Genomic DNA, 22180 nt, shown 5'->3' on the forward strand with positions numbered 1-22180 from the left:
ACCCATCCGTACGATGACGCCCGTGGATCCTCGAGTCGAACGGGACCCCAGCGACCCGTTGATCGGACGGCTGCTGGACGGTCGTTACCGCATTGGCGCCCGCGTGGCGCGCGGTGGCATGGCGTCCGTCTACGAGGCCACCGATGTCCGCCTCGACCGCACCGTGGCCGTCAAGATCATGCACCCGGGCATGGGCGACGGCTCGGCGGACGACGACTTCGCGCAGCGCTTCGTCCGTGAGGCGCGCGCCGCTGCACGCCTGTCGCACCCCAACGTCGTCGCGGTCTTCGACCAGGGCACCGACGGCGACACCGTCTTCCTCGTCATGGAGTACGTCCCGGGGCAGACGCTCCGCGACGTGATCCGTGCTGAGGCTCCGCTCAGCCCACGTCGCGCGCTCGCGCTCCTCGAGCCCGTCGTCGCCGCGCTGGCGGTCGCCCACCAGACCGGCCTGATCCACCGCGACATCAAGCCGGAGAACGTCCTCATCGCCGAGGACGGCCAGATGAAGGTCGCCGACTTCGGCCTCGCGAAGGCGGTCAGCGCCGACACCCAGCACACCGCCACCGGCGGCGTCCTGATCGGCACCGTCTCCTACCTCGCGCCCGAGCTCGTCGTCGACGGTCGCGCCGATGCGCGCGCCGACGTCTACGCGGCCGGCGTCGTGCTCCACGAGCTGCTCACCGGCCAGAAGCCGCACCAGGGCGAGAGCCCGATCCAGGTCGCCTGGAAGCACGTCCACGAAGACATCCCGGCCCCGTCGCAGCTGGTCCCCGGCCTCCCGGCGTACGTCGACGCGCTGGTCGCCCGCGCCACGGCGCGCGACCGCGGCCTGCGGCCCGCCGACGGCGGGGTGCTGCTGCGCCAGCTGCGTCGCGTGCGCAACGCGGTCGACGCTGGCATCCAGGACGACCCGGACCTCCTCGCGGACCTCGCCCTGCCCGTGGCCGCACCGATCGCGGACGACTACGACGAGCCGGACGACGTCGAGCACACGACGGAGGAGCCGCCGGCGTACGCGCTCTACGACCAGGCCTCCGACGAGGGCTGGGAGGGCGACGGCTGGGAAGGCACCGCCGTCGTCGCGGCCCAGTCGTGGGAGCACCAGACCCGCGGCTCACGTCGCGGACCGATCCTGCTGATCGCCGCGCTCGTCCTCGCGCTGCTGCTGGGCATCGGCGCCTGGTGGTTCGGCTTCGCGCGCTACACGACGACGCCCGACGTCATCGGGCTCACCGCCGGCCAGGCCGAGACCAAGGTCGAAGCCGCGGGGCTGGAGTTCGACGGCTCCGAGACGGCGTACAGCGAGACGGTCGCTGCCGGCCGGGTGATCAGCACCGATCCCGGCGCGACCGGCAAGATCCTCCCCGGTCACACCGTCCACGCGGTCATCTCCAAGGGCAAGGAGCGCTACGCCGTCCCGACCCTGCGCGGCAAGTCCGAGGACGACGCCCAGCAGGCGCTGCTGGACACGCACCTCGCCTTCGGCCGCTCCACCCAGAAGTACGACGGCAAGGTCCCCGAGGGCCAGGTCATCACCAGCAACCCTGCCGCCGGCGAGATGCTCCCCCGCGACGCCGCGGTCGACCTCGTGATCAGCAAGGGCCCGAAGCCGATCGACGTCGTCGACTGGACGGGCAAGGCGTTCAAGGACGCCGAGCACTGGGCGAAGTCGAAGAAGCTGAAGGTCGAGAAGTCCGAGGAGTACAGCGATGACGTCGCCGAGGGCGATGTCATCTCCCAGGACCCGTCGGAGGGCGACGCCTTCAAGGGCGACACCATCACCTTCGTGGTCTCCAAGGGACCCGAGCTCGTGACCATCCCGCGGGTCCGCGCGATGGGTGTCGACGCCGCGACCCAGACCCTCGAGGACGCCGGCTTCAAGGTCAGCGTCAAGCACAGCGAGCTCTACCTCGGCCTCGGGTACGTCTCCTCGGTCAAGCCCGGCGAGGGCGACAAGGCGCCCAAGGGCAGCACCGTGACGATCTACCTCGTCTGACCCGTGCTCTAGGGTCTGCGGGTGCTCTCCCCCGCTGATCTCGCTGCGTCCCGTCCCATCGGCTCCCACGTCCCCGTCGGCAAGGGCCTCGTGGCCGGCGCTCTCACGACGATGCGCGAGATCGGGCACGAGACGCTGCAGGTCTTCGTCGGCAACCCGCGCGGGTGGAAGCTCTCCGACGGCAAGCCGGCGGAGGACAAGGAGTTCCGTCGCCAGATCGAGGCGAGCGGCACGCGCGCCTTCATCCACGCGCCGTACCTGGTCAACCTCGGATCGCCGACGCCGGCGACGTACGAGAACTCCATCGCCGTCGTCGCGCACAACCTCAAGCGGGCAGCCGAGATCGGCGCCGAGGGCGTCGTCGTCCACACCGGCTCGTTCGTCGACCCGAGCGACTCCTCCGAGCGGTACGACGCGGCGATGCGCCAGGTCCGCGAGGGCCTGCTGCCGATCCTGGAGACCCTTGAGGGCGACGACGCACCGTGGCTCCTGCTCGAACCGACCGCGGGCCAGGGCCGCTCGCTGTGCGCCGGTGTCGAGGACCTGACGGCGTACCTCGGGGCGCTGGATCTCCACCCGAAGGCGGGCATCTGCCTGGACACCTGCCACGTCTTCGCGGCAGGTGCGCCGCTCGACGAGGAGGGCGGCGCGGCCGCGACGCTCGACCGGATCGTGGAGATCGGCGGCGAGGGTCGGCTGCGGCTGATCCACGCCAACGATTCGATGGACGTGCGGGGCGCGTTCAAGGACCGCCACCAGAACATCGGCGCCGGCCACATCGGCCGTGACGCGTTTCGTGAGCTGTTCGCGCACCCGGCGACCGAGGGCGTTCCCTTCATCCTCGAGACGCCCGGCTCGCGCGAGTCGGCGGACGACCTGGCGACCCTCCAGGAGCTCCGCGCAGAGGCCGCTTCCCGGGGTTGATCCAGGCGCGTGTCGGGCGCACGATGGAACGGCGGGGGCCGGCCGTCAGGAGACCCGACATGACAGGGCACGTCATCCATCTCAGCACCAGCATCCACGCCTCGCCCGAGGCTGTCTGGGACGTCCTCACCGACGTCCCGCACTACGGCGACATCCTGCGCAGCGTGAAGTCGACCCGCCTCCTCACCGATGACGGGTACGACGTCGGCACGGCGTGGGTCGAGGAGCGCACGTTCTTCGGGCACCACGGGCAGGAGGAGCTCCGCGTCACCGACAGCGACGCCCCGCGCCGCACGATCCACGAGACGTCTCTGCGCCACGACGCGATCCGCACGGCGTACTCCGTCCAGCCGAACCGCGACGACACCACGCGTCTGCTGGTCACCGCCACGATGGACGTCACCGGCCGGTCGACCGCCGAGAAGGCGTTCTGGAACGCGTTCGGTGGGCACAGCTACAACGCGACGCGGCGGATGCTCGAGCAGGACCTCGAGGACATCCGGGTCGAGACCGAGCGGCGCAGCGGCGCCGCCACCGGAAGGCATCGCGCGAGCTGAGTCGGGTTATGGTCCCCGGGTGAAGTACTGCATGAGCTGCGGTGCCGAGCTCGGGGCGGGGCGCTTCTGCACCAACTGCGGTACCCCGGTCGGCAGCGCGACACCCCCGGTCGAGCCCGTCGTCATCGTCACCACGGAAGCACCCGTTGGCGCGGCGTCCACAGCATCACGTGCGTCTGCCGGGCCCGCGGCGTCTGCGGCGCGTGTGCGCGCGGGGGCCGACCGACCCCACTGGACCGGCTGGATCCTGCTCGCGATCGGCATCGTGCTGGCCGTGGTGCTGGGCAGCTGCCTGGCCCGCGGCGGCGACCCGAAGTCGGCCGCGGCCCCGACTCCGTCAGCCACCTCGTCCTCCCCCGCGGCATCGCACACGCCCCTGCCCTCCGACAGCGGCCGGGCCGGCACGGACCTGGCCCGCGACGCCTCGGTGAAGGCGCCCGCACCGATCCGCCCGGGCACGGACCTCGCCGGCCACCGGGTGCCGTATCCGGCCAGCAACATGCTCGACGGCAAGCGTGACTCGGCGTACCGCCTCGCGGGTGACGCGACAGGCACGGTGATCCGCTTCGACCTGGGTGGCGAGCGGACCGTGACCGCGGTGGGCCTGGTCAACGGCTACGCGAAGACGGACGGCGGCGTCGACTGGTACCCGCTGAACCGCCGGATCGAGGAGGTCGAGTGGCGCTTCGCCGACGGCACGACGATCCAGCAGGACCTCGTCGACACCGACGACCTCCAGGCCATGCAGATCCACCCCGAGAAGACCGACTGGGTCGAGCTCACCCTGGTCAGGGTCAGCTCGCCCGGCGACGGTCGTCGCGGCAAGGACACCACCGCGATCAGTGACTTCCTGCTGCTCGGCAGCTGATCCCCGCGATACCGATCAGTAGAGCCCTTTTCAGAGCCAAATAGGGGCCGTACTGATCGGTACTAGCGCGGACCCGCAGCACCTGTGGATGACGAACGACGCAAGGTCCTCGACTCGCGAATCCTGCGGGCATGGGAAATCACCGCTGGGATCCACGCTGTACGCCGCCACGCAATCTTGTCCCGCCCGTCGCGGTCGACCCGCGCGGCGTCACAGGCCCCACGCCGAAGCAGGCACGCGGCCCGCGATGGCGACCCACCAGTCCCCGGATGTACGTGCCGGCCGACACCGACAGCGGCGTTCCTGAGCAACGCATCCTCGAGGCCGCCGCGCGTCTACCACCGCTCGGCGCCGTGACCGGGTGGGCCGCCTGCCGCCTGTACGGGGCCAACTTCCATGACGGCCTCGGCCGAGATGGCCAGACCGAGGTGCCTGTGGACCTTGTCGTGGGCTCTCGCGGCTGGACCCGCCCGGCCGCGGGAGTTCGACATACGTACGAGCGACTCGAACCAAGCGAGGTGGGAGTCGCGCAAGGGATCCGCGTCGTCAGCCCAGTCCGCGCAACGTTCGATGCCATGCGCCGGCAACGCAGCGTCCGCGAGGCCGTGGTCGAGTTGGAGAAGTCGGTCATGGCTGACGTCGTCTCCATCCAGGCTGTGGCGGCCCACGCCGCCACGAAGAAGGGGGCCTGGCGCATCCAGCTCGTGCGCGATGCGCTCCCCCTCGCTCGCGAGAACGCGAAGTCACCTCAGGAGACCCGCACCCGCCTGGTCGCACACCTGGACGCCGGCATCACGGGCCTCCTCGTCAACGCAACCCTGCACACCATGAGCGGCGCGCTCATCGGGGAGTGCGACCTCGTCGATCCCGAGACCGGCCTGGTCATCGAGTACGACGGCGCCGATCACGAGCAGCAACCCAGACGCCACAGGGACGCCATCAAGTTCGAAGCCCTGCGCCACGCGGGAGCCGAGGTGCTCCGCGTGAGTCCTCAGCTTCTCCGCGAACCCGAACGATTGGCCGCTTCGATGCGCGACGCCCAAGCGCGTGCCCGTTCGACGCGACCCGAGCAAAGGCGATGGCAGGTCGTGTCCAAGGCGACCGACCTCGACATGAGGCTGCGTCGCGAGCGCGACCTCGCGGCGTACTTCCAAGCCATGGACGCGGCCGCCAATACCGATCAGTAGCGCCCCCAAACCACCTGTGAAGGGGCGGTACTGATCGGTATCGCGAGCGATCTGGCTCAGGCGCGGGTGCGACCTGCGGCCAGCATGTCCGCGACGAGGAACGCCATCTCCAGCGACTGGACGCGGTTGAGGCGCGGGTCGCAGACGGACTCGTAGCGCTGGTTGAGGTCCTCGTCGGAGAGCATCTCGCCGCCGCCGACGCACTCGGTGACGTCGTCACCGGTCAGCTCGACGTGGAGGCCACCGGGCCACGTGCCCACCGAGCGGTGCGCGTCGAAGAAGCCCTGGACCTCGTCGATGACGTCGTCGAAGCTGCGGGTCTTGTAGCCCGACGTCGCCTCGAACGTGTTGCCGTGCATCGGGTCGCAGATCCAGGCGACGTTGAGGCCCTCGGCCTTCGCCTTCTCCAGCAGCGGCGGCAGACCCTCGCGGATCTTGCCGGCGCCGAAGCGGGTGATGAAGGTCAGGCGACCCGCCTCGTTGGCCGGGTTCAGCTTCGCGGCGAGCGCGAGCGCGTCGTCGGGCGACGTCGTCGGGCCGAGCTTCACACCGATCGGGTTCTGGATGTGGCTCAGCAGCTCGACGTGGGCACCGCTCAGCTGGCGGGTGCGCTCGCCGATCCAGACCATGTGCGCCGAGACGTCGTACGGCGCGTTGGTGCGGCTGTCGATGCGGGTCAGGGCGTGCTCGTACTCCAGCACGAGCGCCTCGTGGCTGTTGTAGAAGTCGACCCCGTGGAACTCCTTGGGGTCGGCGCCGATCGCCGTCATGAACTCGAGGGCCTTCTCGATCTCGGCGGCCATCTTCTCGTAGCGGCGACCCGCCGGCGAGGAGCGGACGAAGTCGGTGTTCCAGGTGTGGACCTGGCGCAGGTCGGCGTAGCCACCCGTCGTGAAGGCACGCACGAGGTTCAGCGTCGCGGCGGAGTTGTTGTAGACGTCGACGAGACGCTGTGGGTCGGGGATCCGCGACGCCTCGGTGAAGTCGTAACCGTTGACAGCATCACCGCGGTACGCCGGCAGCGTCACGCCGTCGCGCGTCTCGAAGTCGCTCGAGCGCGGCTTGGCGTACTGACCGGCGATGCGGCCCAGCTTCACGACCGGGACGGAGCCGGCGTACGTCAGGACGACGGCCATCTGCAGCAGGACGCGGAGCTTGTTGCGGACGTTGTCGGCGGTGACCCCGGCGAACGTCTCGGCGCAGTCGCCACCCTGGAGGATGAAGGCCTCACCGCGCACGACGTCGGCGATCTTCGACTTCAGGTCGTCGCACTCACCAGCAAAGACCAGCGGCGGCGACGTGCGGAGCCTGTCGACCGCGAGGTCGAGGGCCGACGCGTCGGGATAGGTCGGCTGCTGGGCAGCCCCCATCGCATGCAGCGCGGACAGGTCAGGAATGGTGCTGGTCACACGGTCAAGGGTACGGGGCGCGACACGCGGTGTGCGAACCGGTTGTCACGCCGGGACCCGCTCCCGCGCGCTCCCCCGGGCACGGCGTCGGGGACGCCCTAGGATTGCCGCGTGTCCGACCTGTTGAACGTCGCCCCAGCCGAGCTCGTCTTCCACGTCGACGAGCCGCGGATCTCGCCGGACGGAGCGGTGATCGAGCTCGACTACCGGATCGCCCACGTCTCCACCGTCGGGCCGGTCGCCTCCCTCACCGAGACCATCACGCTGCCGTCCGTCGAGGCCCCCGTCGCGGTCGGTGACGGCTTCCGCGCGCTGGCCCGACTGCTGGCGCTCGCGGCTGGCACGTCGTACTACAAGGCGCTGGTGCCGGCGACGATCTCCGTCGCGGGCGGCCTGAACCCGGCCGAACGCCACTTCCTGGCCGAGGTCGTGAAGGGCGGGCTCGCGGAGTTCGCGTTCCGCAACAACCTACCGGACGCGCTCTTCCCGAGGATCACCGCTCCTGAGCTGCCGGCGCCTGCAGCGGCCGCTGTCGCGCCCAGCCACGCACGCGCCCTGGTCGCCGTCGGCGGTGGCAAGGACTCCATCGTCACGCTGGAGGGTGTACGCGGCGTGGCCGACGTGACGCTGTTCAGCGTCAACTCCTACGAGCCGATCACGCGCACGGCCGAGGCCTCCGGGCTGCCGCTGATCCAGGCCTCGCGCAAGCTCGACCCGGCGCTCTTCGCCCTCAACGAAGCCGGAGCGCACAACGGCCACGTCCCCGTCACCGCGGTCAACTCGCTGATCGGCTGCCTGACTGCGCTGCGCGGAGGCATGGACACGGTCGTCTTCGCCAACGAGGCCTCCTCGTCGTACGGCAACCTCGAGTGGCACGGCGTCGAGGTCAACCACCAGTGGAGCAAGGGCATCGGCTTCGAGGGCCTGCTGCGCGAGGCGGTCTCGCCGTACGGCGTCGACTACGTGTCGTTCCTGCGGCCGCTGACCGAGCTGGCGATCGTCCGCCGCTTCGCTGCCCTGCCGTACCTGGATGTCTTCACGTCCTGCAACCGGGCCTTCCACCTCGACGCGTCGCGCCGGCGCAACTGGTGTGGCGAGTGCCCAAAGTGCACCTTCGTCTTCCTGATGCTGTCGCCGTTCGTGCCGAAGACGCAGATGGACTCGATCTTCGGCAAGGACCTCTTCGCCGATGCCGCGTTGCGGCCGTTGTTCCTCGACCTGCTCGCGATCGGCGACGGCCACAAGCCGTTCGAGTGCGTGGGCGAGCCGAGCGAGTGCCGCGCGGCGTACACGCTCCTGCAGACGCATCCCGACTGGTCGGCGCACCCGTTCGTGACGGACCCGTCGCTGCGTTCGGCCGTCGTCAGCGAGGCTGAGGTGGAGGCGCTCTTCGCGTTCTCCGACCAGCACTTCCTGACCGGCTCGCTTGAGAAGGCCGCCCGTGAGGTTCTCTGACCTCGACGGGCGCCGGGTCGCCGTCTGGGGCCTGGGCCTCGAGGGACGCGCGGCACTCGCGGCGCTGTCCGCGCACGGCATCGCGGCCTCGGTCGCCGAGTCGGATGCCGATGTCGACGTCCTGCGCGCCGCCGAGGTGATCGTGAAGTCGCCGGGCGTGCCGGTCTCCTCAGCGCTGTACGCGTCGCTGGTCGAGGCGGGCGTGTCCTTCACGTCGAACACCGATCTGTGGCTCTCCTCCAACAGCGATCGAGCGATCGGCGTGACCGGCACCAAGGGCAAGTCGACGACCTCCTCGGCGATCGCGCACCTGCTCGCCGCGCTCGGCGAGGAGGTCTCGCTGGGCGGCAACATCGGCGTCTCGCTGCTCGACGCGGCCCCGACCGGCACGGTCGTGATGGAGGTGTCGAGCTACCAGGCCCAGTCGATCTCGGTGTCGCCGCGCGTGGCGGTCGTGACGTCGCTGTTCCCCGAGCACCTGCCGTGGCACGGCTCGGAGGAGCGCTACTTCTCCGACAAGCTGCGGCTGGTCTCGCAGGGTGCCTCGGTCGTCGTGGCGCCGGGGCACGACCTGGCTCTGGTCGAGCGGATCCGCGAGGTGCTGCCCAAGGGGGCCACGCTGCACCTCACCGGCGAGGGCCTGGACGCCGACGAGCGCGGCCTGCACTGGACCGGCGTCGGCTCGATCGCCCCGGCCGACCTGCCGCTCATCGGCGTGCACAACGCCCGCAACCTCGCCCTCGCCGTGCTCGCGGTGGCGGTCTCGCTCGACATCTCGGCGAGCGACCCGCGGGCACTGCAACTGCTCGACGGCGTACGCACGTTCCAGCCGCTGGCACACCGCATGGAGACGGTGCCCTCGCGGGACGGACGCCGCTGGATCGACGACTCGCTCGCGACCGCGCCCGAAGCGGTCATCGCGGCGCTGTCCGTCTTCCCGTCCGAGCCGGTGGCGCTGATCCTCGGCGGCGCCGATCGCGGCCTCGACCTGTCGCCGCTGGCGGCCTACCTGCGTGGGCGGCACGCGCCGGTGCACCTGCTGCTGATCGGTCCTGCCGGGGCGCGTTTCGGCCGCGAGCAGACCGTCGACCTCCCGCACGCGGCGATCGAGTTCGGGCGGATGGCTGACGCGGTTGAGTGGGGCCTCTCCATCGCCAACCCGGCGAACGTCGTCCTGCTCTCCCCCGGCGCTCCGTCGTTCGACGAGTACAAGGACTACGCCGATCGCGCCAGGCACATGTGCGAGCTGATCGCGCCCTGACAGAAGTTGTCCGCTGCTTCCACCCGAACCCACTGCTCCGTGCGTGAATACGGGTGTGAGGCAGGACTTCGAAAGCTGGGTGCACGCTCGGTCGCAGACGCTGGCCCGCTCGGCGTACCTGCTCACGGGTGACGTGCACCTGGCCGAGGACCTGGTCCAGGAGACCCTGGGCCGCGTCGCACAGCACTGGGACCGCGTCCTGCGGAAGGGATCCCCGAACGCCTACGCCCACCAGGTGATGAACAACCTGGCGATCGACGGATGGCGGCGCCGCTCCCGACGTCTGTACGAGGTCACCGCGCCCGAAGCGGTCGACGGGCGGAGCGTTCCGGACAGTCCGGTGGAACGCGTCGCCCTGCGCCAGGCGCTGCTTCGGCTGACGCCGAAGCAGCGGGCCGTCCTCGTCCTGCGGTTCTACGAGGACTACACCGAGGTGCAGACCGCGCACCTTCTGGGCTGCTCGACGAGCACCGTGAAGTCCCAGACCCGTCACGCCCTGCAGCGGCTACGGGACCTGGCGCCCGACGTACTGGCCGAGTTCGACGACCGCCCGGAGGTGGCACTGCCATGAGCTCCCTGCGTGACCATCTCGACGACCTCGCCCGCGACCCCGGGCACGACGTCCGCATCGACGTCGAGGCGGCCTGGTCCAGCGGCCAGCGTCGGCGTGCGGGGCGGCGTATGCGCACCGCGGCCTTCGGCGTCGCGGCTGTGGCAATCGCGGCGACGAGCCTGCCGTTGGCGAGCGAGGTGACATCGATGCCGAGCTCGGCGGACGGCGATGCGCAGGTGGCCTCCCACTATCCGCAGCGCCTCGACTACGTGTACCGCGACAGCTCATTGCCTGCTGACAGCGGCCCGCTAGCGGGAGTCGTTCAGCGAAGCCACGAAGACTTTTTCGGGTCGTGGGCGGTGTCACCCGGCGGCCGGATGTGGCGGATCGAGGACGTGTACGGCGAGTCGGTGTCGATCTCGCCTGACGGTGTCCACCTCGTCTATCTGAAGGGCAAGAACGCAGCCGACGCGAACCTCGCGATCACCGACCAGACGACCGGGCACGTCACGCGGTTCGACGAGATCAGCCTGGGCGCCACGGACGCGCAGCACCCGGAGCCGCGTGAGCGGTACTTCCACAGCGACCAGATGCCGGCGTTCTGGAACGCTGGCTCCTCGGCGGTCTTCCTGCAACTCGGGGACTACCGGGCGCGGCGAGACACGGTGGCAGCTGGGGTGCTCGGTACCGATGGCTCAATGACGATCATCCGGAACAGCCGAGATCTCCCGTCGGGATCCCAGCCTGTCGGCTGGTTCAGCACGACCACCGTCGGCTTCGTGAAGGAGACGAAGTCAGCGCCCCGGGTCATGGAGGTCGACGTCCGGACCGGCCGCGTGACGAGGACCTTCGCGCTGCACGACCCCGAGCCCTTCGTCTCCCAGTGGTACGCGTCGCTGTCACCGGACGGCAACGAGATCATGACGCGCAACGAGAGCGAGGGCAGTCAGCCCTTCCGCTTCTTCAGCGCTCGCGGCAGCGGCGCCGGCTCACTGCGGACGAAGATGCCGGTGCCCAGCGATCTCTCCGGCCCGTGTCAGCCGACCTGGACCTCGACAGACGTCTACCTCCCGACAGACAGCAACACGGGCGACAACGGCTCCGTGCTCTACCGCGTCAACGGCGGGCACCCGATCGTCGCCGATCCGCGGCTCGGCGCCGGCTGCTCGGTGTGGGCCGCCCGTGCCCTCGAGGGAGGCCCGGAGCGCACCCTCGGTGGGCTGCTCTTCGGCACCGACTCGACCTGGCTGTCGTGGCACTGGCGCGAGCTCAGTGCAGCGCTCGCCGCACTGCTGGCGGTCGGCCTCGGCGTCGGGGCGTTCAGGATCCGGCGGCGCTGACCGGCGCGATCCGCTGGCGCAGCAGGCAGAACTCGTTGCCCTCCGGGTCCTGCAGGACGTGCCACGACTCCTCGCCGGTCTGGCCGATGTCGGCCTTGCGGGCCCCAAGGGCGAGCAGGCGCTCGAGCTCGGCGGCCTGATCGCGGTCGGTGGCGTTGACGTCGATGTGCAGTCGCGGCTTGTGCGGATCCGGCTCGTCGCTCTTGCTCAGGAAGATCGTCGGCTGGCTGCCGCCGAAGCCGTCACGCGCACCGATCTCGATGCTGCCGTCGTCCTCGGTGCCGAGGACGACGAAGTCGAGGACCTCGCACCAGAACCGTGCGAGCAGCTCCGGATCGCGGCAGTCGAGGACAAGTTCTCCGATGCGGCAGGCCATGTCTCGCACGGTACTCCGACGTCCATGCATGATGGCGAGGTGACATCCCACACCGAATCCGGTGCCGCCCACCCCGCGGTCACCTACAGCTCCTACCTCGCCCTCGACGACGTGCTCTCGGCGCAGCATCCGCGCTCCGACGAGCACGACGAGCTCCTCTTCATCGTCATCCACCAGACCTACGAGCTCTGGTTCAAGCAGCTGCTGCACGAGCTCGCGTACCTGCAGCGCAACCTCGAGGGCGGCAGCACCGCCCGCGCCGAGCACGCGCTCCGCCGGATCCTGACGATCTTCAAGACGATCGTCGCCCAGGTCGACGTACTCGAGACGATGACGCCGCGGCAGTTCACCAGCTTCCGCGGGCGGCTGGCGCAGTCGAGCGGCTTCCAGTCGGCGCAGTTCCGCGAGCTCGAGGCGGTCCTCGGCCGCCGCGACTCCTCCGTCTTCGAGCACTACCCCGCAGGCGCGGAGCGTGACCGCATCGTGGCGGCGATGTCGCGACCGTCGGTCTACGACTCGTTCACGACCTACCTCGCCCGCCACGGGTACGCCGCCACCCCGCGCGCCGACGTCGGCTCGCCGGTCGAGGCACGCGAGGACGTCCAGGCCGTGCTGCTCGCGGTCTACGGCGACGACGGTGACGCGGCCCGGGTGGCCGAGCGGCTCGTCGACCTCGACGAGGGGCTGATGGAGTGGCGCTACCGGCACGTGAAGATGGTCGAGCGCACCATCGGCATGAAGCCGGGCACGGGCGGGTCGGCCGGGGCGGCGTACCTCCGCACGACGCTGGACCGACCGATGTTCCCCGACCTCTGGGCGATCCGGAGCTCGCTGTGAGCCTGGCGGCGCAGCTCGCTCCCCACTACACGCGCTTCCGGGTCAGCGAGCGGCTGCTCCTCACCGGGCACTCCCACCAGGCCTGGCCCGACGTTGCCGTCGAGGGCCAGCTCGAGGCGTACGCCGACGCCGCCGAGCTCGTCGACGAGAAGTGGGGTCGCGCCTTCGCCAGGGCGGATCTGGTTCGCGACGGCTTCCGACACTTGCTCGGTGATCCGGCGGCGGAGCTCGCACTCGGGGCGAACACGCGCGAGCTCGTGGTCCGCTTCCTCTCCGCACTCGACCTGCGGGCGCGACCTCGGCTGGTGACGACGGACGGCGAGTTCCACTCTGCGCGGCGTCAGCTTGCCCGTCTTCGCGAGGCCGGGGTGTCGGTCGTCGTGGTCCCGGCTTCGCCGGTCGACACGCTGTCCGACCGATTGGCCGCTGCCGTCGATGTGCGGACCGCCGCCGTCCTCACCTCGTCGGTGCTGTTCGAGACCGCGCGCGTGGTGACCGGTCTCGGTGACCTGGCTTCGGCGTGCACGCGCGTCGGCGCCGAGCTGCTCGTGGACGTCTATCACCAGCTCGGGGTCGTGCCGCTGGCGCTGGAGGAGGCCGGCCTCGGATCGGCGTGGGTCGTCGGCGGCGGCTACAAGTACCTCCAGCTCGGCGAGGGCAACTGCTTCCTCCGCCTGCCGCCCCAGGCCGCGTCGCTGCGTCCCGTCATCACCGGCTGGTACGCCGAGTTCGGCGCCCTCGCCGCGGAATCCGGCTCTGACCGCGTGGCGTATGGGCCCGGGGCGACGCGGTTCGCCGGCTCCACCTACGACCCGACGAGCCACTACCGAGCGGCGCGGGTGCTGGAGTTCTTCTCGTCGCAGGGCCTGACGGTGGACGTGCTCGCTGCGTCGTACCGCCGCCAGCGCGGGTTGCTCGCCGCGGCGTTCGATGACCTTGACGCGCCTGACGCGGTGATCACGCGGGACCGTGCGACCGATCCGACGGGCTTCGGGGGCTTCTTGTCGCTCACGAGTCCGCATGCCTCCCAATTGCAGGCGCTGCTGGCCGAGCGTGGCGTCCTGACGGACAGCCGTGGTCAGCACCTGCGGTTCGGGCCGGCGCCGTACCTGAGCGACGTACAGCTCGAGGAGGCGGTGGGGCACCTCGGCGAGGTGCTTCGAGACTTGGATTGAGGCCAGCTCGCCCGTCGCGATCCGCGCGCCCCAGCCCAAGGTCTCAGGATCAGGTCAGCCTGATCATGCGTGCGCGGGGGCTCGTCCGGACGAATGGTGCCGCAACATGCAAACATGTTCTCGTGGCGTGGCTGAAGCGGTTGGTGACCAGTGGCGACGTGGTCTTTCCGCTGATCATGCTGGCTTTCGCGATCCAGTCGCTGCGCTACGGCGACAATCCGCTGACGGCATGGCCGGTCATGTTGGTCATTGGCTGCCTTTGGTTCGTTTCGGCGCGGCGCAGCAACTAGTCGGCGCACCGTGCGCGGCGGCGTAGGGATCAACCGCGACCACATCACCGCGGCGGGCACTGCCTACGGCAAGCAGACCAGCGACTCGATGGTTCGGTACGAACCACTGCCGAACGGGCGAGCGACCTCAATGAGAGTCACGCGAACGCGAGCCAGCTGGCCGGCCTTGCGGATGCACGGCGGGATCGAGTTGGAGTCCGTCTTGTCGCCGGCCATCCACGGGATCGTGTCGGGTCGAAACGCGATGTGCTCCTGACCCTTCTGCTTGAAGTAGGCAAAGGGGACGTCGGCAGGGACCAATTGGGCCGTCCCCTCAACCCGGTAGGGATGGTGCACCGACCAAGGGGACCGCAGGCCGACCCAATACCCAGCGATTGCGATGGCAATTCCGAGCACGGCAGCGGTGACGTACTTTCTCGGAGCGCGTGGTGTTGCCATGGCGCGAGTATCGGGCACCCGCCGACCCTTCGCTTCGTAATGCCTCAGATGGCGTGGTGCCTGTCCCAGTCGGCGTACGGACGCACGATCACATTCCGAAGTCGGTGAAGCGGAGCGGACAACCGATGTCGAAGCGGTGGGCTCCCGGCGAGACGACCCAACCGGTTGTGAGCTTCAGAGCAATACGCCCGCGGAACCATTCGGGTGGCCCACCAGCATCACGGCTCGTGCAGATCGAGTCTTGCTCCAGTCCGATGGACGTGGTGGTCGTGCCACTCATGGGCACCGGCTTTCCGAGCATCCCCACGAACCACGACCCGGGAAGGACGGGGACTGACCGGTCCGCTCCCCGGACCTCGACGCGCAGCGGCCGGCCACGCAAGATGCACGGTGTCGCGGCGACATTGCGGATCCTGAGCAGCCGGACGAAGTGCCCGGTTGCTCCCTCCCCCTTCCGGTCGTACGACGCCGTGAGCTGCTCGGCGTGGCATGCCGAGGCCACGGGTGCGACGTTCGTCGCGGAGGGGGTGGCGCTCATCGGGGGCGCTGTTGATGCGCGCGACGATTCCGCCGATGGTGATTGGCCTCCTGCGCACGCACCGAAGGACAGCACGACAGCGACCATCACGCACGCCCAGGTTGTTCGCGGGTAGGAAAACGCCGTCATGGGGTGACTATGCCGCCGCTCCCGATCGGGACGCAGCGTTTCGGCAGACTGGATGGGGACGGCATGGAATCGTTGCGTTCATGAGCGCGACTCCCGGATCTGGCCAGCAGCGTGGCGACCTCCCTCAGCGGTGGGCTCCCGCAGATCCTGAAATCGCCCTGGTGCCCGGCATGGTGCTCGCGCTTCTCGGCGTCTGGTCCCTCACTGAAGGAGAACTGCCGTCACTCGTCGGCTGGGCCGGCGTCGCGGTGGGTGCGGCGTTCCTGATCACTGGCGCCGTCGCCAAGGGCGTTGCCTGGGGCCTCGCCCTTTATCAGCAGAGGGAGCGCTGATCGAACTCCAGACCGTCGACGGTCGGCGAGGATCTTGATGGCAAGCAGGTTGAGAAGTGCCGCGCAGGTCAACGCGAGCACACCGATCGCATCTGTTGTCACCACAAACCAGGTTGCTTGGTCACCGATCGTCGACCGGCTGCACACACCATCCGCGGTGCATGACCGTGTCGAGCTGGAAATCACTGAGGGATTCGCCCCAGGCACGAGTGCGAGCAGGCCGTACGCCATGTAGAAGCCGGGCAAGGCGATAGCGCTTGCGGGAAGCGACAAAAACGCGGCGAGCAGGATCGGCGGCGTCGAGTCGATGATGAATCCCGACGCGGCCAGGACGGTTACGACAAGCACGTACACCGATCCGACGGACCAGAACAGCGGCGAGACCTGTCGCGCGGTCGTGGCCTGCCGATCCATCTTTCGAGGCTACTCGCGATGCGCGGCCGTGGCCGTCGTACGTCGTCATCTGTGCGACTCCTCGGCGGCCTGACGAGCACAAAGGCGGTTGCGACCCCGGTCGGCTTTCTACGACCCTTGGGGTCTCGCCTCGCTCCTGGGGCGGACGGGCTCCGCGGGTCTTCCCGTGCTGCGACCGTGATCCGTAAACAGTGGTCCGACCACATCGGCAGGAGCTCTTGGGTGGGGGCTGGCCTTCGGTCGGCTCCCACTCTCGCGAGATCCTGCTCCGGGAGCGGTCGCGCGAATGTGTGTGCAGACCCCAAGCGGCATCGAGTACGGTCACTGCCATGCTCGCTGCTGAAGAATCCACCGAAGCACTCTCGCCTCTGATGCCTGCCTTCCCGGAGATCGTGTTCGGTGTGGTGTTCCTGCTCCAGCCGCTGCTTCTGATCGTCGTCCTGGCGCTGATCTTCACGAACAAGGCACGGCTGCCGTTCGGCCTGCTCGGGGTCATCGTGCTCTTCCTCGTGCCGATCGTCGGACCGCTGCTCGTGCTCAACTGGAACCGTCTGGAGCGCAAGCGCCAGCCCGTGGGCTGACCTGGCGTCGTTCGGCAACGCACACATCGGCCGCGTTCGGTTCAGCGACTACTCGTCGCGCGCGTACACAAACGCTCGCGGGCCCTCCCGCGCCGTGATCGCTGCGGCGACGGGTTCCTCCATGTAGGTGAAGACGCGGATCTCCATGGATCGATTCGCACCGCACTTCTGGCCGTGAGCCGTTCCGAGCGGTGCACCTACACCGGGCTCGATGTCGGGCGGGCTCTGATACAGCCGATACGTAGCGCCGCGGAAGGCGAGCGTCCGACAGGGCGCAGCAACGTCCGCGGCAGCGGTCGGCACCCCGGTAGCGGTCGTTTCCGCCGGGCGGCCGACGGGTGCCTCGCTTGAGCACGCAACGACTGCTGACAACGCGACGAGCGTTACGGCCATCGCGACGCGATGGCGCTCCCCGGCTCGCCACTCCATGAACCGAGAATGGCACGGGTTGGTGGCGCCAGGTTGGAAACGGTCGCAAGGACCGCGCCCAACGCGTTCGGCGAGGTCAGTGGAACCTTGCGGTACCGGCCTGCCGCTCCCATGATCGATGCATGGGAGCAGACACGATCGTCATGCTGGTCGGCCTCGCAGTGGCGGCGTTGATCGTCGTTGCGTGGTTGGTCAGCGTGTTCCGCACGCGTCGGCAGGAGCCAGAACGCCAGGAGCATCCGGCGGGTGTCGACCCGGCGCTCAACCCCTGGTCGGGCGGCAACGGCGGGCGCTGGTGACGGACCGCCCTGCGGCCGCGCGTCGGCTGTGGCAGGTCCTCGAGCCGATCCACGCCGTCACGTACTTCTCCCCCGAGCCCCTCACTGCACTCAGCGCGGCCGGTTACCGCGGGCTCTGGATGGGCTACTTCGCCGGACGTGCCGCACCGCTCGGCCCTGCGGGACCCGAGGTCGTGGAGCGGTTGTTCTACAACTTCACCGCCGGGCACGTGGCGCGAGCGCTGCCCGATGCGTGGAGGTTCGCTCCCCCGGAGGCCGCGCTCGCTGCACGCCTCGGCGGATCGGTCGCAACGCTGCGCCGCGTGCTCGGCGACGCGGCCGACTCCCCCGCCGTCGAGCGAGCTGCTGAGCTCGGGTTGCGCGCGGCACGCACGGCTCCGGCCGAGGGGCGCGCGCTCTTCGCCGCCAACCTCGCCCTGCCCGAGCCGGCAGAGCCGCTAGCGCGCCTCTGGCACGCCGCGACCCTGCTCCGCGAGCACCGCGGCGACGGCCACGTGAACGCCCTCGTCGAAGCCGGCATCGGCGGCCGCACGTCGCATGTCCTGCACGCGCTCGCGACCGAGATGCCGGCGGCGCTGTACGAGACGTCGCGCCAGCTCGGCGAACCCGAGTGGTCCTCGATCCTCGACGACCTCGCCGCACGCGGCCTCACCGACGGCGACCAGCTCACCGCGACCGGGCGCGCGCTGAAGGCGAGCATCGAGCGACGTACGGACGAGCTCGCCGCGTCGGCGTACTCGGGTCTGTCGGATGACGAGGTCCAGGAGCTGGCGGACCTGCTCCTTCCGGTGACGCGCGCCGTAATCGCGTCCGGCGACATCCCGACGAAGTCACCGATCGGGATCGACCTCGACGACGTCGGCGCCTGAAGGGCCAATTGCCACAACAGCGACCCCCGACACGCCGACACCTGCGGCGTGTCACGCGTTGCTACCGGTGGGACTGGCCGCTGCCCGGCGTCCAGATCGGGACATTGGCCAGAAATGTCCAGACCGGGCGCCTAGCGTTCTGACGGTCCCCCAACCCCGAAAGGACGCTCATGAAGCTCTCCAAGGCGAGTTTCGCCGCCGGCGCCGTCACTGCACTCATCCTCGGCAGCGGCACCGCGTACGCCGCGACCGGCGGCACCTTCCTCCTCGGCAAGTCGAACTCGGCCGGTGCCACCACCAGCCTGACCAACTCCGCCGGCACCGCCCTGTCGCTCACCTCCAAGTCGGGCACCGCGCCCCTGAAGGTCAGCAGCTCCACCAAGGTCACGAACCTCAACGCCGACAAGCTCGACGGCCTCGACTCGACGTCGTTCGTGAAGGCGTCGGGCCAGACCGGCACCATCTGGAGTGATGGTGGCGTCTGGATCGACCTCGACAGCGACCAGCCCGATGGTGACCCGTACGCCGAGGCCCTCTTCGCCTACGCGTCCTGCCCGACCGGCACGGTGCTCACCGGCGGTGGCGGCGAGGACGACACGCCTGGCGGCACGCTGTGGCTCAGCGAGCCTGTCGACACGGGGGTTTGGGCGGTCGCATCGAGCACCGCTCCGGACAGCGCCACCATTCCTGACGGCACGGCCAGCGACGCGATCTACGCGCAGGCCCAGTGCCTCAATCTGAAGGGTTCCGTGCCGGGCGCCTCTTACCGCACAGCTCACCAGGATCCGATCGATGTGATCAAGGCACGTGCGGCCGGCAAGCGCCTCTGATCCACGCGCTCATGCCCGCGGCTCGCTAGGGTCGCGGGCATGAGCGTTCTCGCGATCGATGCAGGCACGACGGGTGTGACCGCCGTCGTGGTGGATCCCGACGGCAGCATCGCCGCGAAGGGCTACCAGGAGTTCGCGCAGCACTTCCCGCAGCCGGGGTGGGTGGAGCACACGCCGGAGGAGATCTGGCAGGCCACTCTCGAGGCGACGCGCGAGGTGCTCACGAAGATCGACCAGTCGACGCTCACCGGCATCGGCATCACCAACCAGCGCGAGACGATCGTGCTCTGGGACCGCGAGACCCTCGGCTCGCCGCGCCGCGCGATCGTCTGGCAGGACCGTCGTACGGCGGAGATCTGCGAACGCCTCAAGGCGGACGGCCACGAGGCGCGGGTCAGCGAGCTGACCGGCCTGCGGCTCGACCCGTACTTCTCCGGCACCAAGCTGACCTGGATCCGGGAGAACGAGCCGCACACGTGGGCGCTCGTGGAGTCCGGGCGCTACGCGATCGGCACGGTCGACTCCTACCTGATCGCGCGGATGACCCGCGGCCTGCACCACGTCACCGACGTCTCCAACGCGAGTCGCACGCTGCTCTTCGATCTGACCACCGGCGACTGGTCGGATGAGCTGTGCGGCCTCTTCGGCGTACCGCGCGACGCCCTCCCCGAACTGGTCCCCAACTGGGGTGTCATCGGCACCACAGACCCGCGGACCTTCTGCGGTCTGAGCCTGCCGATCGCGGGCCTGGCCGGCGACCAGCAGTCGGCGCTCTTCGGCCAGACCTGCTTCGACGCGGGTGACTCCAAGTGCACCTACGGCACGGGCTCGTTCCTCCTCACCAACACCGGTACGACGATCGAACGCTCCGACGCCGGACTGCTCACCACCGCGGCGTGGCGCTCCCCCGCGGGCGAGACGACGTACGCGCTGGAGGGCGCGATCTTCGTGACCGGCGCTGCCGTGCAGTGGCTCCGCGACGGCCTGCAGATCGTCGGCACCGCCGCCGAGACGGCGGCCATCGCCGGCGCGGTCGCGTCCAGCGAGGGCGTCGTCTTCGTCCCGGCGCTGACCGGCCTCGGCGCCCCGCACTGGGACCCGCACGCGCGCGGCACGATCCTCGGCATCACCCGGGGCACGACGCGGGGTCACCTCGTGCGGGCGACGCTCGAGGCGATCGCCTTCGAGGTGCGCGATGTCCTCGAGACCGTTCCGCAGAAGCTCGCCAGCCTCCGGGTCGACGGTGGCGCAGCTGCCAACGACCTGCTCTGCCAGGTGCAGGCCGACCAGGTCGGCGTACCGGTGGAGCGGCCGCGGATCGTGGAGACGACGGCGCTGGGTGCGGCGTTCCTCGCCGGGCTGGGCACGGGGCTGTGGGGATCGACCGAGGACCTGCGCGAGACGTGGCAGCTGGACCGCCGCTTCGAGCCGGGTGCACGCGACGACCGGGCCTGGGCCCGGTGGCAGCAGGCAGTCGAGCGCTCCAAGGGCTGGGCGCTGCTCTGAGCCGCGGCCGCCAACCTGCCAGCGTGACAGTTTGGCTCCCCGCGACAGTTCCGAACTGTCAGATCCGGCGAAACTGTCAGATTGACAGTTTGGCAGCGGCGGCGTCCCGGGCACCCTCGGCCGCGGCGACCTCCTCCTGCGCGTCCTCCACCGCAACAGCGGCGCGTTCGACGGCGGTCTGAGCCGACTCCTCGCGCTCCTCGAGCTCCGCCAGCCGGCGCTTCAGTTCGTCGATCTCGGACTCCACCTGCAGCGCCTGGGCCTGCGCACCGCGGTGCCGCACCTCCGCCCGGGTCAGCGCCTCACGCGCGATCCGGAGCTCCTTGTCGGCGACGGCGAGGGCCCGTTTCGCGTCACGGCGCCGCTCTGCCTCCGACGGGTCGGGTACGGCGTGCAGGGTCGCTGGCACCGACGACGCGACGTGACCGATCGCGTCAGCCACCGCGACGTACGCCGAGGGGTCGAGGTCGTCGACACCCGTCGTCGCGAAGGCCCGCACGAGCAGCCCCGACTGCAGCGCGGCTGCCGCGCCGGCGTCGACCATGGCGGCCGTCAGCGTCGCCTCGATCTCGGTGGCGACGGACTCGGTCACCTTCTGACCCTCGGAGAGCGCATGGCGCCGGGCCACGGTGGTCACGGCAGCGGTCAGCTGACGCCGCTGCGCCGTCAGCGCACGCAACTGGGTCGCATCGAGGGATGCTGCGGCGTCGCGGAGCGCTGCGCCGACCGAGACCAGCTGGTCGACCTGCGACGGCTCGCGGCGTACCAGCAGGTTGAGGACCCAGGCGGCGAGCGACGGCTTCTTCAGCGCCTTGACGGCACCGGCGAGCTCGGCGTCGGTGGCCTTCAGCGCCCGGGCACGCGCATCGCGCGCAGCCGTGAACTCGCCCAGTCCGAGGCCGTAGATCTCCTCCGCCTCCTCGAGCAGGGTCACTCCAGGCCCTTCTCGATCGCGTAGCGGGTGAGCTCGACCCGGTTGTGGAGCTGCAGCTTCCGCAGGGTGTTCTGCGTGTGGTTCTGGACGGTGCGGTGCGACAGGACCAGCCGCTCCGCGATCTGCGTCGACGACAGGCCCTTGGCGACCATCCGCAGGATCTCGGTCTCGCGCGGGGTGAGCACGTTGTCCTCGGCCGCGGGCTCGGCAGACGTCTCCATCCGCCGGAACTCGCCCAGCACGAGTCCCGCCAGGCCGGCCGTGTAGACGGCCGCGCCCGCTGCGACCTTTCCGACAGCATCGACGAGCTCGGCACGCGAGGCCGACTTCACCAGGTAGCCGGTCGCCCCTGCCTTCACCGCCTCGAGCACGTCCCCCTGCTCCCCCGAGGCCGACAGGATGAGGACCCGGGGGCCGCCCTCGACAGCGATCGCACGCGTCACCTCGACGCCGTTGGGCTCAGGGATCTGCAGGTCGAGGACGACGACGTCCGGACGCGCGGCAGGACACCGGGCCAGCGCCTCCCGCCCGGTCGACGCGACGGCGACGACCTCGAACCCCGCGGCTGCGAGGTCCCGCTCGACCGCGTCGCGCCACATCGGGTGGTCGTCCACGACCATGACCCGCACCGGCTGATCTCCCATGACCAG

The 22180-nt window shown here is 69.9% G+C and carries 23 protein-coding genes and 2 pseudogenes; 18 read left to right on the forward strand and 7 right to left on the reverse strand.

Going from position 1 to position 22180, the window contains the following annotated elements:
- Positions 1-13 precede the first annotated feature (13 nt).
- The 6 genes and pseudogenes from pknB to EPD65_RS10485 form a co-directional block, all read left to right on the forward strand.
- Positions 14-1789: pseudogene (pknB, locus tag EPD65_RS10465) on the forward strand (Stk1 family PASTA domain-containing Ser/Thr kinase); the annotation flags it as partial.
- Positions 1790-1825: 36 nt separating this feature from the next.
- Positions 1826-1999 (forward strand): annotated as a pseudogene (locus tag EPD65_RS16560) (PASTA domain-containing protein); the annotation flags it as partial.
- Between the two features lie 21 nt (positions 2000-2020).
- Positions 2021-2923: a deoxyribonuclease IV gene (locus tag EPD65_RS10470; RefSeq protein WP_207891503.1), complete on the forward strand. Its 903-nt coding sequence runs from the start codon at positions 2021-2023 to the stop codon at positions 2921-2923.
- A gap of 59 nt (positions 2924-2982) precedes the next feature.
- A complete protein-coding gene (locus tag EPD65_RS10475; protein ID WP_165872968.1) occupies positions 2983-3480 on the forward strand; it encodes an SRPBCC family protein in 498 nt (165 codons plus the stop codon).
- Positions 3481-3511: 31 nt separating this feature from the next.
- Positions 3512-4348 (forward strand): discoidin domain-containing protein, encoded by an 837-nt coding sequence (locus tag EPD65_RS10480; protein ID WP_207891504.1) that lies wholly within the window; start codon positions 3512-3514, stop codon positions 4346-4348.
- A gap of 269 nt (positions 4349-4617) precedes the next feature.
- A complete protein-coding gene (locus tag EPD65_RS10485; protein WP_207891505.1) occupies positions 4618-5535 on the forward strand; it encodes a DUF2726 domain-containing protein in 918 nt (305 codons plus the stop codon).
- Positions 5536-5591: 56 nt separating this feature from the next.
- Here the strand turns inward: EPD65_RS10485 and EPD65_RS10490 are convergent, their stop codons facing one another.
- Positions 5592-6905, reverse strand: a complete 1314-nt coding sequence (locus tag EPD65_RS10490) for a class II 3-deoxy-7-phosphoheptulonate synthase (protein WP_131583988.1) — start codon at positions 6903-6905, stop codon at positions 5592-5594.
- A gap of 150 nt (positions 6906-7055) precedes the next feature.
- Between EPD65_RS10490 and EPD65_RS10495 the strand changes: the two genes are divergently transcribed.
- From EPD65_RS10495 to EPD65_RS10510, 4 genes are read left to right on the forward strand one after another with little or no spacing between them, the layout of a single operon-like run.
- A complete protein-coding gene (locus tag EPD65_RS10495) occupies positions 7056-8399 on the forward strand; it encodes a MurL-like N-terminal domain-containing (protein ID WP_131583872.1) in 1344 nt (447 codons plus the stop codon).
- Entirely contained in the window at positions 8386-9660 is a 1275-nt protein-coding gene (gene murD / locus EPD65_RS10500) for a UDP-N-acetylmuramoyl-L-alanine--D-glutamate ligase (protein WP_165872970.1), read from the forward strand. Before EPD65_RS10495 ends, murD begins: the two co-directional genes overlap by 14 nt.
- Positions 9661-9715: 55 nt before the next feature.
- Entirely contained in the window at positions 9716-10231 is a 516-nt protein-coding gene (locus EPD65_RS10505; protein ID WP_131583876.1) for a SigE family RNA polymerase sigma factor, read from the forward strand.
- Complete coding sequence (locus tag EPD65_RS10510) at positions 10228-11553, forward strand: hypothetical protein (RefSeq protein ID WP_131583878.1); 1326 nt, start codon at positions 10228-10230, stop codon at positions 11551-11553. The genes EPD65_RS10505 and EPD65_RS10510 overlap by 4 nt, the downstream gene beginning before the upstream one ends.
- Here the strand turns inward: EPD65_RS10510 and EPD65_RS10515 are convergent.
- On the reverse strand, positions 11534-11929 hold the full coding sequence (locus tag EPD65_RS10515) for a VOC family protein (RefSeq protein ID WP_131583881.1): 396 nt from the start codon (positions 11927-11929) through the stop codon (positions 11534-11536). The two genes, EPD65_RS10510 and EPD65_RS10515, sit on opposite strands and share 20 nt — an antisense overlap.
- Positions 11930-11968: 39 nt before the next feature.
- Between EPD65_RS10515 and EPD65_RS10520 the strand changes: the two genes are divergently transcribed.
- From EPD65_RS10520 to EPD65_RS16295, 3 genes are all read left to right on the forward strand, one after another.
- Entirely contained in the window at positions 11969-12766 is a 798-nt protein-coding gene (locus EPD65_RS10520) for a tryptophan 2,3-dioxygenase (protein WP_243640543.1), read from the forward strand.
- Positions 12763-13941 (forward strand): kynureninase, encoded by a 1179-nt coding sequence (locus tag EPD65_RS10525; RefSeq protein ID WP_131583885.1) that lies wholly within the window; start codon positions 12763-12765, stop codon positions 13939-13941. The genes EPD65_RS10520 and EPD65_RS10525 overlap by 4 nt, the downstream gene beginning before the upstream one ends.
- 122 nt (positions 13942-14063) lie before the next feature.
- Positions 14064-14231 carry a hypothetical protein gene (locus EPD65_RS16295; RefSeq protein ID WP_165872971.1) on the forward strand — a complete coding sequence of 56 codons (168 nt, stop codon included), beginning with the start codon at positions 14064-14066 and terminating at the stop codon, positions 14229-14231.
- 63 nt (positions 14232-14294) lie between these two features.
- Here EPD65_RS16295 and EPD65_RS10530 read toward each other — a convergent pair whose 3' ends face one another.
- From EPD65_RS10530 to EPD65_RS10540, 3 genes are all read right to left on the reverse strand, one after another.
- On the reverse strand, positions 14295-14669 hold the full coding sequence (locus tag EPD65_RS10530) for a hypothetical protein (RefSeq protein WP_131583887.1): 375 nt from the start codon (positions 14667-14669) through the stop codon (positions 14295-14297).
- 88 nt (positions 14670-14757) lie between these two features.
- Positions 14758-15207 carry a DUF4232 domain-containing protein gene (locus EPD65_RS10535; RefSeq protein ID WP_131583889.1) on the reverse strand — a complete coding sequence of 150 codons (450 nt, stop codon included), beginning with the start codon at positions 15205-15207 and terminating at the stop codon, positions 14758-14760.
- A 350-nt stretch (positions 15208-15557) separates the two neighbouring features.
- Positions 15558-16082, reverse strand: a complete 525-nt coding sequence (locus tag EPD65_RS10540) for a hypothetical protein (RefSeq protein WP_131583891.1) — start codon at positions 16080-16082, stop codon at positions 15558-15560.
- A gap of 329 nt (positions 16083-16411) precedes the next feature.
- Between EPD65_RS10540 and EPD65_RS10545 the strand changes: the two genes are divergently transcribed.
- From EPD65_RS10545 to glpK, 5 genes are all read left to right on the forward strand, one after another.
- Positions 16412-16663 (forward strand): hypothetical protein, encoded by a 252-nt coding sequence (locus EPD65_RS10545; RefSeq protein ID WP_131583893.1) that lies wholly within the window; start codon positions 16412-16414, stop codon positions 16661-16663.
- Positions 16664-17214: 551 nt separating this feature from the next.
- Positions 17215-17391: a hypothetical protein gene (locus tag EPD65_RS16300; protein WP_165872972.1), complete on the forward strand. Its 177-nt coding sequence runs from the start codon at positions 17215-17217 to the stop codon at positions 17389-17391.
- A complete protein-coding gene (locus EPD65_RS10550) occupies positions 17388-18260 on the forward strand; it encodes an SCO6745 family protein (protein WP_131583895.1) in 873 nt (290 codons plus the stop codon). The genes EPD65_RS16300 and EPD65_RS10550 overlap by 4 nt, the downstream gene beginning before the upstream one ends.
- Before the next feature lie 170 nt (positions 18261-18430).
- Complete coding sequence (locus EPD65_RS10555) at positions 18431-19090, forward strand: hypothetical protein (RefSeq protein WP_131583897.1); 660 nt, start codon at positions 18431-18433, stop codon at positions 19088-19090.
- Between the two features lie 39 nt (positions 19091-19129).
- A complete protein-coding gene (gene glpK, locus EPD65_RS10560) occupies positions 19130-20596 on the forward strand; it encodes a glycerol kinase GlpK (RefSeq protein ID WP_131583899.1) in 1467 nt (488 codons plus the stop codon).
- Between the two features lie 76 nt (positions 20597-20672).
- On the opposite strand, the gene EPD65_RS10565 is transcribed toward glpK, so the two are convergent.
- Both EPD65_RS10565 and EPD65_RS10570 read right to left on the reverse strand, forming a co-directional pair.
- Positions 20673-21530 (reverse strand): hypothetical protein, encoded by an 858-nt coding sequence (locus EPD65_RS10565; RefSeq protein WP_131583902.1) that lies wholly within the window; start codon positions 21528-21530, stop codon positions 20673-20675.
- Complete coding sequence (locus EPD65_RS10570; RefSeq protein WP_131583905.1) at positions 21527-22174, reverse strand: response regulator; 648 nt, start codon at positions 22172-22174, stop codon at positions 21527-21529. The genes EPD65_RS10565 and EPD65_RS10570 overlap by 4 nt, the downstream gene beginning before the upstream one ends.
- Positions 22175-22180: the final 6 nt, after the last annotated feature.

Origin of the sequence: Nocardioides jejuensis, assembly GCF_004337475.1 — a bacterium.
Classification (GTDB): Bacteria; Actinomycetota; Actinomycetes; order Propionibacteriales; family Nocardioidaceae; genus Nocardioides; species Nocardioides jejuensis.

Excerpts from the sequence above, each read along its gene's own strand:
- EPD65_RS10475 (WP_165872968.1), top strand. The coding sequence starts at position 2,983 with ATGACAGGGCACGTCATCCATCTCAGCACCAGCATCCACGCCTCGCCC.
- EPD65_RS10480 (WP_207891504.1), top strand. The coding sequence starts at position 3,512 with ATGAGCTGCGGTGCCGAGCTCGGGGCGGGGCGCTTCTGCACCAACTGC.
- EPD65_RS10485 (WP_207891505.1), top strand. The coding sequence starts at position 4,618 with ATGTACGTGCCGGCCGACACCGACAGCGGCGTTCCTGAGCAACGCATC.
- EPD65_RS10490 (WP_131583988.1), bottom strand. The coding sequence starts at position 6,905 with ATGGGGGCTGCCCAGCAGCCGACCTATCCCGACGCGTCGGCCCTCGAC.
- EPD65_RS10510 (WP_131583878.1), top strand. The coding sequence starts at position 10,228 with ATGAGCTCCCTGCGTGACCATCTCGACGACCTCGCCCGCGACCCCGGG.
- EPD65_RS10515 (WP_131583881.1), bottom strand. The coding sequence starts at position 11,929 with ATGGCCTGCCGCATCGGAGAACTTGTCCTCGACTGCCGCGATCCGGAG.
- EPD65_RS10530 (WP_131583887.1), bottom strand. The coding sequence starts at position 14,669 with ATGGCAACACCACGCGCTCCGAGAAAGTACGTCACCGCTGCCGTGCTC.
- EPD65_RS10535 (WP_131583889.1), bottom strand. The coding sequence starts at position 15,207 with ATGAGCGCCACCCCCTCCGCGACGAACGTCGCACCCGTGGCCTCGGCA.
- EPD65_RS10540 (WP_131583891.1), bottom strand. The coding sequence starts at position 16,082 with ATGGATCGGCAGGCCACGACCGCGCGACAGGTCTCGCCGCTGTTCTGG.
- EPD65_RS10545 (WP_131583893.1), top strand. The coding sequence starts at position 16,412 with ATGCTCGCTGCTGAAGAATCCACCGAAGCACTCTCGCCTCTGATGCCT.
- EPD65_RS16300 (WP_165872972.1), top strand. The coding sequence starts at position 17,215 with ATGGGAGCAGACACGATCGTCATGCTGGTCGGCCTCGCAGTGGCGGCG.
- EPD65_RS10555 (WP_131583897.1), top strand. The coding sequence starts at position 18,431 with ATGAAGCTCTCCAAGGCGAGTTTCGCCGCCGGCGCCGTCACTGCACTC.
- glpK (WP_131583899.1), top strand. The coding sequence starts at position 19,130 with ATGAGCGTTCTCGCGATCGATGCAGGCACGACGGGTGTGACCGCCGTC.
- EPD65_RS10570 (WP_131583905.1), bottom strand. The coding sequence starts at position 22,174 with ATGGGAGATCAGCCGGTGCGGGTCATGGTCGTGGACGACCACCCGATG.